This window comes from Pseudomonas syringae group sp. J248-6 (assembly GCF_032586995.1).
Taxonomy (GTDB): Bacteria; Pseudomonadota; Gammaproteobacteria; order Pseudomonadales; family Pseudomonadaceae; genus Aquipseudomonas; species Aquipseudomonas amygdali.
This window is the reverse complement of record NZ_JAWHOP010000008.1, coordinates 1-14,200: the sequence shown is the minus strand read 5'-3', so window position 1 is coordinate 14,200 and position 14,200 is coordinate 1. Positions and strand designations below refer to the sequence as shown.

General features: G+C 58.6%; 11 protein-coding genes. 3 read left to right on the top strand and 8 right to left on the bottom strand.

What is annotated here, in order from left to right:
• The first annotated feature begins 36 nt into the window (after positions 1–36).
• The gene (locus RYC17_RS12500) at positions 37–3,558 is read left to right on the top strand and encodes a glycosyltransferase (protein WP_316903258.1); all 3,522 of its coding nucleotides are present in this window, start codon (positions 37–39) and stop codon (positions 3,556–3,558) included.
• A gap of 63 nt (positions 3,559–3,621) precedes the next feature.
• Here RYC17_RS12500 and RYC17_RS12495 read toward each other — a convergent pair whose 3' ends face one another.
• The 7 genes from RYC17_RS12495 to RYC17_RS12465 form a co-directional block, all read right to left on the bottom strand.
• Positions 3,622–4,638: a ketoacyl-ACP synthase III gene (locus RYC17_RS12495; RefSeq protein WP_057455990.1), complete on the bottom strand. Its 1,017-nt coding sequence runs from the start codon at positions 4,636–4,638 to the stop codon at positions 3,622–3,624.
• A gap of 5 nt (positions 4,639–4,643) precedes the next feature.
• Entirely contained in the window at positions 4,644–5,285 is a 642-nt protein-coding gene (vioB, locus tag RYC17_RS12490; protein ID WP_058401307.1) for a dTDP-4-amino-4,6-dideoxy-D-glucose acetyltransferase VioB, read from the bottom strand.
• A complete protein-coding gene (locus RYC17_RS12485) occupies positions 5,282–6,043 on the bottom strand; it encodes an SDR family NAD(P)-dependent oxidoreductase (RefSeq protein WP_058401337.1) in 762 nt (253 codons plus the stop codon). Before RYC17_RS12485 ends, vioB begins: the two co-directional genes overlap by 4 nt.
• 52 nt (positions 6,044–6,095) lie before the next feature.
• Entirely contained in the window at positions 6,096–6,305 is a 210-nt protein-coding gene (locus tag RYC17_RS12480) for a hypothetical protein (protein ID WP_058401306.1), read from the bottom strand.
• A 276-nt stretch (positions 6,306–6,581) separates the two neighbouring features.
• The gene (locus RYC17_RS12475) at positions 6,582–7,277 is read right to left on the bottom strand and encodes a sensor histidine kinase (RefSeq protein WP_005759355.1); all 696 of its coding nucleotides are present in this window, start codon (positions 7,275–7,277) and stop codon (positions 6,582–6,584) included.
• Positions 7,274–8,875 carry a tetratricopeptide repeat-containing response regulator gene (locus RYC17_RS12470; RefSeq protein ID WP_002554337.1) on the bottom strand — a complete coding sequence of 534 codons (1,602 nt, stop codon included), beginning with the start codon at positions 8,873–8,875 and terminating at the stop codon, positions 7,274–7,276. The genes RYC17_RS12475 and RYC17_RS12470 overlap by 4 nt, the downstream gene beginning before the upstream one ends.
• Positions 8,876–9,241: 366 nt before the next feature.
• Positions 9,242–9,916, bottom strand: coding sequence for a TIGR04211 family SH3 domain-containing protein (locus RYC17_RS12465; RefSeq protein ID WP_316903256.1), 675 nt, complete (start codon positions 9,914–9,916; stop codon positions 9,242–9,244).
• A 452-nt stretch (positions 9,917–10,368) separates the two neighbouring features.
• Between RYC17_RS12465 and ppnN the strand changes: the two genes are divergently transcribed.
• Entirely contained in the window at positions 10,369–11,742 is a 1,374-nt protein-coding gene (gene ppnN, locus RYC17_RS12460; protein ID WP_002554339.1) for a nucleotide 5'-monophosphate nucleosidase PpnN, read from the top strand.
• Positions 11,743–11,793: 51 nt separating this feature from the next.
• Here ppnN and RYC17_RS12455 read toward each other — a convergent pair whose 3' ends face one another.
• On the bottom strand, positions 11,794–12,663 hold the full coding sequence (locus tag RYC17_RS12455) for a helix-turn-helix domain-containing protein (protein ID WP_058408785.1): 870 nt from the start codon (positions 12,661–12,663) through the stop codon (positions 11,794–11,796).
• Positions 12,664–12,815: 152 nt separating this feature from the next.
• Here RYC17_RS12455 and pobA point away from each other — a divergent pair, with 152 nt between their 5' ends.
• The gene (pobA, locus tag RYC17_RS12450) at positions 12,816–14,000 is read left to right on the top strand and encodes a 4-hydroxybenzoate 3-monooxygenase (RefSeq protein WP_005731534.1); all 1,185 of its coding nucleotides are present in this window, start codon (positions 12,816–12,818) and stop codon (positions 13,998–14,000) included.
• Positions 14,001–14,200 lie beyond the last annotated feature (200 nt).

Sequence of the window (14,200 nt, the reverse complement as noted above, 5' to 3'; positions counted from 1 at the left end):
GTTGGTTTTTAAAACTTTTTCAAAAGTGGTATTGCGATGAGTTCTTCACGCCTGGTCAGTATTGTCATCCCCGCTTACAAACCGGCTTTCTTCGAAGCAGCGCTTGCCAGCGCGCTGCGCCAGAACCACGACGACATCGAGATCATCATTACCGACGACTGCCGTGACGATGGCATCAAGGCTATTGTCGAAAAGCTCAGCCCGGACAGCCGCTGGCCCATTCACTATTTCAAAAACGCAACGCCGCTGGGCGAACCTCACAACATCGCACACGCCATAGCGCGTGCGCAGGGTGAGTACATCAAGTTTCTCTACGACGATGACATCCTTCTCCCGGACTGCGTGCGCCTGATGTTCGATGTCATGCACGACAGCCCTGATATCAAAGTGGTGTCCGCGACCAGAAAGAGGATCGACGCCAACGGCACTCTGCTGGCAGACAACCTCTACACGGCCTACCCATTCGGCAAAAACGTCGTTCTGGACGGTCCGGAGCTGGTGTCCTTTCTGGCCAGTCACCCGATCAACTTCGTCGGCGAGCCCAGTGCAGTCATGTGTCGTCGCGAAGACCTGCTGGTATTCGGGCAGGACATCATGTCTCTGCAACAGGTGCTGATCTGGGGGCTGGGTGATTTGGCCATGTACGCAAAGCTCTTGCGTCATGGCAACCTGGCGATGCTCGCCCGCCCGCTGTCCTATTTTCGGGTGTCGGATCAGCAGAGCAGCGAGGCATTCAGAAAAGACCCGACCCTGCCTCGCGAAGGTCACGCCAACTTCAGGCGTATTCCCACAGAGCTGGGCTGGGTAAGGCCTGACGAGCTCAATGGCAAGGTCAAGGTTGCTCCGCTGTCACAACGCGACAATATTCAGGAAATGGACCTGCTGGCCTACTTCGACAGAAGGCCTGAAGCTACTGTTCGAAATACCCGTGTCGCTGGCTGGCTCGGTCAGCGCAGACCTACGCCAGCCCAGCATGCGTTGCTCAACGAGCACCTGCAACAACACAACGGCGGCCCTGCTATTGCTATTGTCGTGTCGGATTTCAATCAGCAGCCCGAGAGCGTGCTGAGCACGCTGCAAAGCCTGGCGTCCGACGCGCCGCTGCTCGACAAGCTCAAGGTGTTTGTCCTTGCCGACTACGACCGGGATCAGCAGACGCCGCTGCAAGCGCAACTGCCCTGGCGGGATGCCAGCGTGGAAAACCGTGCGACGGTCATCAACGCGCTGATGCAGGAAAACGATCAAGCGTGGTGGATCCTGGTCGACGCTGGCACGACGTTCACCTCGAGCGGCCTGCTGTGCGCCGTCATGAAAATGATCGAAACGCCCGAAGCCTGCGCAGTGTTCGGCGACGAAGTGACCCTGCATGCGCAGGCAGGCGCGCATCTGGCCTTTCGCCCGGACTTCAGCCTGGATTACCTACTGACCTGCCCGGCGGCAACCAGCCGCAACTGGCTGTTCAATCGTGAAAAAGCTCTGGAGGTGGGCGGCTTCGACCCAGCACACGCGCAGGCCATTGAACTCGACCTGATCCTGCGCATGATCGAGGGTCCGGGCTATACCGAATTTGCGCACTCTTGCGAGCCGATGATCATCTCGCCCTTATGGCAGGCACAGGAGAACTACGATCAGGCGCGCACCGTGCAACGGCATCTGCACGTGCGTGGCTACGCAGGCAGTAAGGTGCATGCGCTGGAGTCGGGACTTTACCGGATCGATTACGGCCATGCCGATCAGCCTCTGGTCTCCATTCTCGTTACCTCGCAGGATCAGCTCGAAACGCTGCTGCCCTGCGTAGAGAGCATTCTGGAAAACACGACGTATCCGCACTATGAAATTCTGATCTGCGACAACAACAGCCAGTCGGCACAGACCACGCAATGGCTGGCGACCATCGAGTCGATGCAGTCGGAACGGATCCGCATCGTCCGCCATGAACAGGCACTGAGCCCCTCGGCGCTGCTCAACTCCGCAGCAGAACACGCGCTGGGCGACTATCTTGTGATGCTCGACAGCCACGCCCTGATCATCCAGCAGGACTGGCTCAACCACCTGCTCAACCACGCACTGCGCCCTGAAGTGGGCGTTGTCGGCGCGAAACTCATTTCGACGGATGGCAATGTCGTGCAGGCCGGCATCATCATAGGCCTCAACGGCACCGCTGCGACTGTCACTGCCAGCGACATCGCAGGGTCTGCGAGCGATGCGCAACGTCTGGAAACAGACCAGAACTACAGCGCGGTCAGCGGCTCCTGCCTGATGATTCGCAAGTCCGTGCATGAAGAGGTGCAAGGCCTGGACGAACACTTGTTCCCCCTGCACTTCAATGACGTTGACCTGTGCCTGAAGGCGCGCAGCACCGGGCATCTGGTCGTCTGGACACCGCACGCCATCGTTGCGCTGCGCCCGAACAACGCACAGAGCGACGCTGAAGCACTGGATTTCGCGACGCGCGCGCTCTACCACCGCTGGCTGCATTACATGGCCTGGGACCCTGCATACAACAAGAACCTGATGCTGACTGACAGTTTCGTCGCCCAGAGCAACCCGCAGTTGAGCTGGCGGCCGTTGACCCACCGTCCACTGCCGGTGGTCCTTGCTCTGCCCTGCAATCATGCGGCTGCCGGCAATCGCATCAGCACCGCGCTGCAAAGCCTGAGCGCCGAGCGCGAGGCAGACGGCATCATCAGCCATGCGCCGCTTCCATTCGTGGAAATTGCCAGGCTCAGCCCGGATGCAGTGGTCATCCAGGGGCCGATAGATGAAAGCCTGATTGCCAGCATCAACGCGATCAAGGACCACACCAACGCCTGGGTGGCCTACGACCTGCCGCACTACCCGGCGTACGCTGAAATCGACAAGAGCGCTGCGCCACTCGCTACAGTGCAGGCTTCCCTGCGCCACGGGCTGGCGCGGGCAGATCTGATCACCGTCCCCACAACAGCACTGGCGGAGCTGCTAGAGGGCTCACACCTCAACATTCAGGTGGTTGAAACCCGACTTGCGCCTGATCCGTGGCGCAATCTGCGAAGCCAGCGCCAGACTCGTCCCAGACCTCGTGTAGGTTGGGTAGGCACGGCGACAGAAACAGGCGACCTGCTGATTCTGTCAGAAGTCATCAAGGCGCTGGCAGACCGTGTGGAGTGGGTCATCATGGGACCTTGCACGCGCTGGCTACGCCCTTACATTCATGAACTGCGTTCGCCCGTGGAGGGCACCTTGTTCCCCGAGGCGTTGGCCAGTCTGAATCTGGATCTGGTATTGGTGCCGGCCGAGTCGAATCTGATCAACCGGAGCAAAAGCCCGGTGGCCTTGCTGGAGTTTGGTGCCTGCGGTTTTCCGGTCATTTGCAGTGATGTGCTCAGCGTGCCTGAAGACCTGCCCGTCACTCGGGTGGAAAACGAAACCAATGCCTGGGTCAGTGCCATCGAGCAACACATTGACCAGTTGGATGAGTGCGCACGCAAGGGCGATGCCTTGAGGCAGGCAGTCATCGATAACTGGATGCTTGAGGCCGATCACTTGCAAGCCTGGCGCGATGCCTGGCTGAAGGGCTGATCAGGGAAGGATTCAAACCGACAACAAGCTCTGCGTCCGGGCGGTGACGCAGAGCGATGATGTTTACCAGCGTATGACGCACGCCCCCCACGAATAGCCCACCCCGAACCCGACCGCAGCAACCCGGTCGCCCGGTTTCAGCGTACCCCGGTTCAAGGATTCCTTCAGCGCAATGGGAATGGTGCACGACACCGTATTGCCACAGTGCTGGAAGGCAGAAACGAACTTCTCGACCGGCAACTTCAAACGCCGACGCAGGGCATCCAGCATGAAGTGGTTGGCCTGATGAAACACGAACAGATCGACATCGGCTACACCCAGTTCGTCATCGAACAACGACGCGAACAACTGCGGTACGCGGGTCATGGAAAACTCGAAAATCGCCGGGCCATTCATGTACAGGTGTGCATCGGTACGCACACTGCCGCCGTCATCCTGATACTCGGCAGGCTGAAGGTTTTCCGCCGAGGGTCTTCGCGCACCGCCAATCGGGACCATCAGGTTTTCCGCCCCGGAGCCATCACTGCCATAACGAAAACGCTCCAGGAAAGGCCCGCCCTCGGTCGCGCTGAGCAGGGTCACGGCCGCGGCATCACCGAACAGGGTACGAACACTTTTATCCTGCGGATGAATGTAGCGGCTGTAGGTTTCCGCCGTCACCAGTAACACATTCCGGCATTGCCCTGACTCGATCAGCCCTTTGGCGATGCCAAGTCCGTAAATGTAGCCTGAACAGCCCTGATTGAAATCGAAGGCGGCGCAGTGGGTGGGGAGCTGCAAGCGGTGCTGCAGAATGCAGGCGGTGGCGGGCAATACATAATCCGGGCTTTGCGTGCAGTAAATCAACGCGTCTACTTCGCTGCGCTGAATATCTCCGTTGAGAAACAACTTCTCGCAGGCGCGGTACGCAAGGTCGGACGCAGTTTCATCCTTGTCGACGATACGCCGCTCGCCAATACCGGTCTTCGAGAAGATTTTCTCGACATCCCACTCGGGAAATTCGCGCGCCAGTGTTTCATTGTCTAGCGAATGAGCAGGCAGTTCATATTCTATGTTCACGATCCTGGCATGAGCGCCCATGAGCGTTACCCCGATATGCGTGTGGCAGGTACACCGAATACTGTAGTGCCAGCGGCTACATTGCGTATTGCAACGCTACCCGCTCCGACCACAGCCTGTTTGCCGATCCTTACCTTTGGCAGGACGCTGGCATGCGTCCCCATGAAAACACCTTCCTCCAGCACGACACCGCCAGTGATATCGCAATGCCCGCTCAAGGTGGAGAAGTCGCCGATGTCTGCGTCATGCCCCACCAGACAGCCAATATTGAGGGTTACAAATGCGCCGATGCGAAGATCGACCGTGAGCACCGTTGAAGGACAGATCACCGCACCCTGACCAATGGAAACATTTTCGCCAATGATGACCGAAGGGTGAATGAGGGTGAAAAATTGCGCGCCCCTGGCGAGGAGTTTTTCCACAACCAGGCGCTTGCCGCTCGGGTCGCCGATCGCACAGACCAGATACTCTTCAGGCTTTGGCTGGTAGCCATCCACCGTCGAAACGACAGGCGGATAATGCTCGAAGCGTTCGGTCGAGCCGGGGCCGTCATTGATGAATCCGGCGATAAGCCATCCAGGGTTCTTCTCTACCCAATCGGTCAGCCACGCATGCACTTCACGGCCGAAAGCACCGGCACCTACGATGAGCAATCTATTGGCATTCATTGCGCCAGGTATCCTCCATCCACAACCATCGATGTTCCGGTCACCCAGCGAGCCGCCGGAGACAACAGGTAATTGACCGCATAGGCTATGTCCAGCGGCTCACCAAACCCCAGCGGGTGCTTCTGCTCAACCACGGCCATGGAATCGATACCGACCAGATCTTCAAGCTTGCGGGTCATTTCGGTTCGCACTATGCCCGGCGCAATGGCATTGACCCTTATTCCGTCTCTGGCCAGTTCAAGTGCCGCAGCGCGGACCATCGATTCCACTGCGCCTTTACTGGCGCAGTAGGCCATCAGGGAAGGCTGGGCGGCCTGAGCCATCACCGATGAAAGCAGAACGATACTGGCCCCTTGAACGAAGACCCCTTTCTGCCTGAATGACTTTATCAGCGAAAAGCCAGAGGTCACGTTGGTGGCAAATACCGTTTCCCATTGCTCGATTGCCAGGGCTCGAATCGGTAGCGGCATCTGTACACCGGCGGCATGCACCAGCCCGTCGAAGGGCGCGTAGGTCCTGGCCAGGGTTTTCATCCAGGCCGGGACAGCATGCCCGTCAAGCAAATCGAAAGGCTCGACCCCGTGACCTTCACCGTGAAGCTGGCACCTTGTCGCTTCAAGCCGCTCGGTGTTTCTGGCAACCAGCACCACCCGGGCGCCCTGCTGACTCAGCCATATCGCAACCTGGCTGCCGATGCCGGAAGAGGCACCTGTGACCATGATCAATTTGCCGCTCAATGAAAACGGATTACTCACCACCCAACGTTCCTCTTCCGGGCTGACCGGCACCGCCTGGAAAGCCCCTGATCGCTTATGACTCTGTAACGAGACCGATGACGTCATCCACACTCTTGCAAGCGTTGAGACGGTTGGCCGAGAGGTTCTTGTCCAGTTTTTCATTCGCAAGCGACATGAAGGTCAGGACCGCAATGGAGTCCCAATCCAGACTTTGTCCTTTGCTCAAGGTGCCTTCGTCTGCTTCCATCGCTTCTTCGATCAGCCTGAGTACTGTGTCTTCCATCTCGATGCTCCCGGACAGCCTGCTATTGGATTAAAACGCTGCGCGGACCAAAGCCGGCGCCTGACAGGACGTTAGCAATAATCGAACCAAGCCATTGAGCATACGGGGAAGCCCCTGTTACCGGGCTGGACAGGGGCAAAAGGCAGGCATTGAGGACACCAAAGTCAAAAACATGACAGGCTTACCGACAACGGGATAACGCAAGTGCGCGGCACCGCGTCAATATAATGCTGGTGCGCGGTTGTCTCATATTTCGCAGCAATTGCAGTTCGGGTTTCAGGGCAGATAAATGCTGAACATTGCCCCGCCCAGCACGCCGCCGTTGGCGATTTCGATTCGCCCGCGCATGCCGTTGCGCACATGCAGCCGGGCAATGTGCGCAGCAAAGTACAAGCCCAGGCCGGTACTGCCACTGCCCTGATTGATGCCCTGCACGTATTCGGTTTGACGCTCGATCAGATACGCCGGGTAACCGGGACCATCGTCATTGAGGGTGATCTTCAACTGACCGCCTTCTTCACCGATGCTGATCACGATCTGCTCGCGGGCAAAGCCGATGGCATTGACGATGATATTGCCGACCACCGAGCCCACCAGTTCACGGTCAAAAAAGCCCAAGGGGCTCATGTCATCGATTTCATAGCGCGCGGCGATACCGCGGCTGGCCAGCACGTCCTGATGGTGCGCCAACTGCGCTTCGATGAAGTCGTCCAGTTCATGGTAATCCGGACGCAACGGCAACTGGTTGACACCGAGTTTGTAAAGGCCAAGCAACTGCACGAGCATGCCGTTGAGGTTGGCGAACTCATAGTCGATGACGCCCTGTTCCGGCATGTCACGCTGCTGACCGGAAAGCTTCGCCAGCCACTCGCTGTGCGCCTGTGTCAGGGTCGCCAGCGAGTTTTTCATGTCATGTACGGTGGAGGCGATCACCATGGAAAAGTCGAGGCCCTGCTCTGTCTCTTCACTCATGCGCCAAACGCCCTCTCCCTGAGTTTCTGGTAACGCTCATAACGCGGATCACTTTCCGGAATCTTGCCCAGCACGGTCAGGCTGGCACGGCACTCGTCAATGCCGGCTTGCCCGAGGTTCTGCCCCGGATGAAGCAGCGACTGCACCATGTTCAGCACAATACTGATGTTCTTCGGCTGCAAGCCCAGGGCGCTGCGGAAAAACGCCTGTGCCTCGGTGAGGTTGCCGGCCTTGTAACTGCGCACGCCTTGCAGGTTGAAATCGACGGCAGCCTTGCTGGCTCCCAGAATCGCGGGATCGTCGGTCATGCTGGCGACGCTTTTCATCACCGCCGGATCATCGCCATAGGCTTCAGCACAGCTCTTCAAAACACTGGCACCCGCTTCTTCCTGGCCCAGTTTCTTGAGCTGCGCAGCCACCATCAGGGCGGCATCGGCGCTGAGCACCTGCTCCATGCCATCGAGCCTGGCCATCGCCTGCTCGGTGAGCTTGGCTGCGGTTTCCGGGTCCGAGTGCTGCAGGCTGGCAGCCTTCATCAGCCGGGTGCGCACTTGCAGACCTTCGTCATCGGTGTGTTCCTTGGCAACGTCGACAAGGGCGTTGTTGATCTCGACACGCGTGCGCGCATCCAGCCCCTGCTCGCCGCCCTTGCTGATCAGAGCATGTGCCAGACCCAGATTGGTTTCCGGGTCTTTGAAGCGCGAATGCTGGCCTTGGGAAACCGCCTGGCGATAGGCTTTCGAGGCACTTTCAAAATCCTCGTTGCCCAGCGCCAGCTTGCCCAGCAGCTTCTGTCGACGGACTGCCAGCGGCGACAGGCGCACGGCGCTTTCCAGCACCGTCTGCGCCCGTTTGGCATCGCCAAGCGCCACCAGCACATCAGCCAGGCCGTCGAACAGCGCCGGCATGGCCGGAAACGCCTTGATTGCCTGTTCATAGACGGCCTGCGCTTCGGCGGTCTTGCCGCGCTTGAGCAGCAGACTGCCCAATGCGCCATAAGCCCACGGCGTGGCACGATCAGCCAGAATGGTCTTGAGAAAGGCTTCCAGTGGCTCGTTCTGCTTCAGGTCCCGCAAGGCATCCGCCTTGTAGCGCAAGCACAACGGTGCATAACGCGGGTCCTGCTCGATCAGCTTGTTGCACGCGGCCAGTACCTCGGCCGGTTTGCGCCGGTCGAGGGCCTGCAGAATCGGCTTGAGAAGGGTCTTGCGCTGTACCAGCTTTTCCAGGCGCTGGGCCAGCCCGGCACGGTTGAACGGCTTGGTCAGGTAACCGTCCGGCTCCCACTCAAGCGCACTCATGACCATCGCCTGACTGTTTTCGGCAGTGACCATGATGAATACGCTTTCGTAACTCAGCAGCCGCTCGACCATCAAGTCTTCCAGCACCTGCTGGCCATTCTTGCGGCCATCACCCAGATTGAAGTCATGCAATACGAAGTCATAACGCTTTTGCGAGCACATGCGCAGCGCCTGCTCGCCGGTGTCGGCGGTATCCACTTCCTTGACGCCCAGTTCACGCAGCATCGACCGCACTGAACTGCGAAAGTCAGAGAAGTCATCAACGATAAGAAAGCTTTTTTGGTTGTACGCCAGCATCCGGATTCCTGCACAGGAGAGGGTGAAAATATGAGACCCACGGCCTGAAAACCACTCAGACCCGACTCGGCAGCCCATTTTTCAGGACGCACATAATAACTGATGGCAACATGCCATAACACAGTTCGCCGTTACCGCCGTCCCCGCAACAAGCCACGCGGTTCAGGGCAACACTCAGTTTTTCGACCATACGGGCAGAAACTGTAGAACGAACATCAACTTCGCGCATTGTCCGGGCGGCAGGCATGCAGAAATTTTGCGGGCTGGATCGTAATTGCGGGAGCAGGAAGGGAGTTTCGGGGAGGCTCGTCACCTATCGCTCATGCCTGCGCGCGGCGCGGGCATGAGCAGATGTTTCAGGCAGGTTTACACCCAGCCATCGTTCTTCTTGCGGCCCTTGGTCAGCGCCGGAAGGATCAGACCCACCAGCAGGCCTGCACCGGCAATGCTGCCGCCATAAACCATGTAGCGCATCATTACCTGCTTGTTCTCGTCGCCGAGCCGCGCCTGAGTGGCACGCAATTCGGCCTGAGAATCGGCCAGTTGATCGTTGAGGGTCTTGGTGCGGGCTTCCAGTTCGTCGACCAGTTTCTTGCGCGCATCAAGGGTCTCTTGCATGCCTTGCACGCGGGTCTTCCAGGTATTGTCGATGCCTGCCAGTTGATCGGTCAGCTCGGTGACCTGCTGGGTCAATTGCGGCACACGTTCGGCCTGACCAGGCACCTCCTGCAGGTCAGTGCTGGGGATCCACACTGTGGAACCGCCTTCGCCGCGTACCTGGCTGAACTTGCCCGAAGAGCTGAGCAGCTCGACCTTCTGCCCGGATTTCAGCGTCCCCACTATGCGATGATCATCGGTCGGTCCGCTGCGAACATACGTGGTGAGGCTGTCACTGACCCAGCGATCGCTGCCCGCGGCCTGTGCGTTGCCAGGAATGACAACGGTCAATACAGCGCCAAACAGGCCTGCGCCGAGCAAGCGACGCGAAACGGCGAACAGGCCAGGGGCACGGGAAAGAAGTGCAGAAAAATGACGAGACATGGCGATAATTATCTTTATCTGAAATGAAAATAAAGCCTCGTTTAACGGGCCGGCTAAGGATGGGAGCGGCAGGCGATCAAAGGTTTTGCAACTCCTGCCCGGACGGAATGTCTGCCTATCAGGCGCGCTTAAAAAGCACCTGATGATCCCTTTCGTGCAGGCCGTCCAGAAAGTCCATCAGCTAACAGACTCCGTTAACGGGGTCAGGTTCACTATTGCCCGTTGTCCGCGTCAAAATTCAGCCGCACGGTCATGCCGGGCAAGTGCCTGCTTTCAAAAGAATTCGCTTGCCGATTCAATCCTGCGATGGCGCACAAAGGCTCAAACAGGGGACGTCTGCGGTCCGGCGTTTGCTTTCCCGGCCAAGTGCTGTAGAAAAGGCTCCACAGGGGTGAATGTTCTCAATGTTCACCATCCTGATGCTCGACTGCATCGCTCTAATGGAAAATAGAATGATCCCAAGACAAGTGATTAACGCCACCGTAAGCCCGAAAGGCAGCCTTGAAACCCTGTCCCAGCGTGAAGTGCAACAACTCAGCGCGGCCGGTTCAGGCAGCACCTACACCCTGTTTCGCCAGTGCGCCCTGGCCATTCTCAACACTGGCGCCCACGTCGATAACGCCAAGACCATTCTTGAGGCGTACGAAAGCTTTGAAGTGCGAATTCATCAGCAGGACCGCGGTGTGCGCCTGGAGCTGCTCAACGCTCCGGCCGATGCGTTTGTTGATGGTGAAATGATCGCCAGCACCCGCGAGATGCTGTTCAGCGCCCTGCGTGACATCGTTTACACCGAAAGCGAACTGGACAGCCAGCGCATCGACCTGAGCAATTCTCAGGGCATCACCGATTACGTGTTCCACCTGCTGCGCAATGCCCGCACGCTGCGCGCTGGCGTAGAGCCGAAGATGGTGGTGTGCTGGGGTGGTCACTCGATCAACACTGAAGAATACAAATACACCAAGAAAGTCGGCCATGAACTGGGCCTGCGCAGCCTGGATATCTGCACCGGCTGCGGCCCTGGCGTAATGAAAGGCCCGATGAAGGGCGCGACTATTGCCCACGCCAAACAACGCATTGTCGGCGGTCGCTATCTGGGCCTGACCGAGCCGGGCATCATTGCGGCCGAAGCACCCAACCCGATCGTCAACGAGCTGGTGATCCTGCCGGACATCGAAAAACGTCTCGAAGCCTTCGTGCGCGTTGGCCACGGCATCATCATCTTCCCCGGTGGCGCAGGCACGGCTGAAGAATTCCTCTATCTGCTTGGCATTCTGATGCACCCGGACAACAAGGACGTACCGTTCCCGGTAATCCTGACCGGTCCGAAAAATACCGAGCCGTACCTGCAACAGTTGCACGCGTTCGTCGGTGCCACGCTGGGTGAAGAAGCGCAGCGTCATTACCAGATCATCATCGACAACCCGGCAGACGTCGCCCGGCAGATGACTCAGGGCCTGAAAGAAGTGAAGCAGTTCCGCCGCGAGCGGAATGACGCGTTTCACTTCAACTGGTTGCTGAAGATCGAGGAAAGCTTCCAGCACCCTTTCGATCCGACTCACGAGAACATGTCGAAACTGCAACTGAACCACGACGTGCCCACTCACGAGCTGGCCGCCAACCTGCGCCGGGCGTTTTCCGGGATTGTCGCGGGCAATGTCAAGGACAAGGGCATTCGCCTGATCGAGGAGCACGGGCCTTATCAGATTCAGGGCGATCCTTCGATCATGGGGCCGCTGGACAAACTGCTGCAGGCGTTTGTCGATCAGCACCGGATGAAGTTGCCCGGTGGCGCGGCCTACGTGCCGTGCTATCAGGTCGTGGCCTGATCCCACGGCAATAACCGGCAGGCAAACGGGGCGCTCTTTAGCGCCCCGTTTTTATTTCTGCTGACGAAACGCTTTGGGTGACTGCCCGGTAGCACGTTTGAAGAAGCGCGAAAAATAAGCAGGCTCGGAAAACCCGAGGCTGTCGGACACCTGATTGATGGTCATGGTGGTGTAGATCAGGTTGCGCCTGGCCTCCAGCAACAGCCGCTGGCTGATGATCTGCAAGGCCGACTGGTTGCACAGGCGCCGACACAGCGAATTCAAATGCGCGGCGCTGATGCCCATGGCCTGCGCATGCTGGTGAATGGACCAGTGCTCGCGAAAGCTCGCCTCCAATTGATGCATGAACACCTGCAAATGCTCACGGCCGCGGTCCATGGCGTGAATTTCTTCGCCAGCATGCTCGCTGCTGCGCCGACTGAGCCAGACCGCCAACACGTTGATCAATGAATGCAGCATCAGATCGCGGCCAGCTCTGGGCTGCCGGTACTCGCGGGCGATGGCGCTGAACAGCGTATCAACGTAATGGCTGTCCGCCCCTAGCTCGTAACACCGTGCCGTGCGCATTGCCGAGCTGTCGAGTGCCGTCTCAAGCTGCTCCACCAAGGGTTTGGCCAGACTGAGAATGTGCCCCTGGATATCTTCGGCAAACCTGAAGGTGTGCACGCTTAACGCCGGAACCACCTGCAGCGAAGGTGTCTCGACCTCGGTGACCACATCCTCGACCTTGAGCATCGCCCTGCCGGACTGCACATACAGCAACTGCACCAGATCTCCATGGCGATGCGGCTTGATCTCCCATTCGTGCATCTTGCTGCGCTCGGGGATCGACTCGCAATGGATCAGGTCCGGGGTCGGCCAGGCGGCTGTTTCCCCGTAAAGCTTGAACACCGGTATCGTTGCAGTGGCAGGTCTGGCCATGTGTTGCTCTCCCGTCCGGATCCTCGAAAAGTCCAGATAATGCGTCGAATATTGCCTTCTTATCTCGATGGCATCCATTAAAAATGCAGGAGACAAAAACAATCATATCCCGCTGATGACGCTTGGCAGGGATCAAAAACAGGACCATCGCCATGAAAACCCAGGTTGCCATTATCGGTTCAGGCCCCTCAGGGCTGCTGCTGGGCCAACTGCTGCAGCGTGCCGGCATCGACAACGTAATTGTCGAGCGCAAGGACCCCGATTACATCCTCTCGCGCATCCGCGCCGGCGTGCTTGAGCAAGGCATGACCGACCTGTTGCGTGAAGCAGGCGTCAGCGAACGAATGGACGCCGAGGGCTTGATTCATGACGGTTTCGAGCTGGCCTTCGACGGGCGCTGCGAGCGTATCGACCTGAAAACACTGACCGGTGGCAGAACCGTGATGGTCTACGGCCAGACTGAAGTCACCCGCGACTTGATGGCCGCGCGCGCAGCAGCAGGTGCGATGACTGTCTATGACGCGTCTGACGTGAACATCCACGACCCAAAAACCGACAGTCCCTATGTCACGTTCGTGAAAGACGGCGAAACCGTGCGCCTGGACTGCGACTACATTGCCGGCTGCGACGGTTTCCATGGTGTATCGCGGCAATCGATCCCGTCTGAAACGCTGAAAATCTTCGAGCGCGTCTACCCGTTTGGCTGGCTGGGCGTACTGGCCGACACGCCGCCGGTCAATGAAGAGCTGGTCTATGCCAATCACCCGCGCGGCTTTGCCCTGTGCAGCATGCGCTCGGCCATCCGTACCCGCTATTACGTGCAGGTCAGCGCCGAAGAGAAGGTCGAAGACTGGTCGGATGAACGCTTCTGGACCGAACTCAAAGCCCGTCTGCCCGAGCATCTGGCAGACCGCTTGGTGACCGGCCCGTCCATCGAAAAAAGCATCGCGCCGCTGCGCAGCTTCGTGGTTGAACCCATGCAGTACGGTCGCCTGTTCCTGCTCGGCGATGCTGCGCACATTGTCCCGCCTACCGGCGCCAAGGGCCTGAACCTGGCGGCCAGCGATGTCAGCACGCTGTACCGGATTTTGCTCAAGGTCTATCGCGAAGGCCGTACTGACCTGCTGGAAAAGTATTCGCAGATCTGCCTGCGCCGCGTGTGGAAGGCCGAGCGCTTCTCCTGGTGGATGACCTCGGTGCTGCACAACTTCCCCGACACCGATGCGTTCAGCCAGCGCATCCAGCAGACCGAACTGGACTACTACGTCGGCTCGCAAGCCGGGCGCAGGACCATTGCCGAGAATTATGTGGGCTTGCCGTATGAGGCGATTGAGTAGCGTATTTCACCTGTTGCGTCCGGTCTTGAGCCGTGTCGCAACGAGGACGCAGAGCGTCCTGAAAGGCATGCCGACGCGGAGCGTCGCACGATAGCGGTAGTGAGATCATCGTTCCGCACGCTCTGGTATGACCCCCGAAGGTTGGACAATTATCCACCTACGCTGCCTTGGCGGCCTGCATTCTGTATTCCACAGGACTC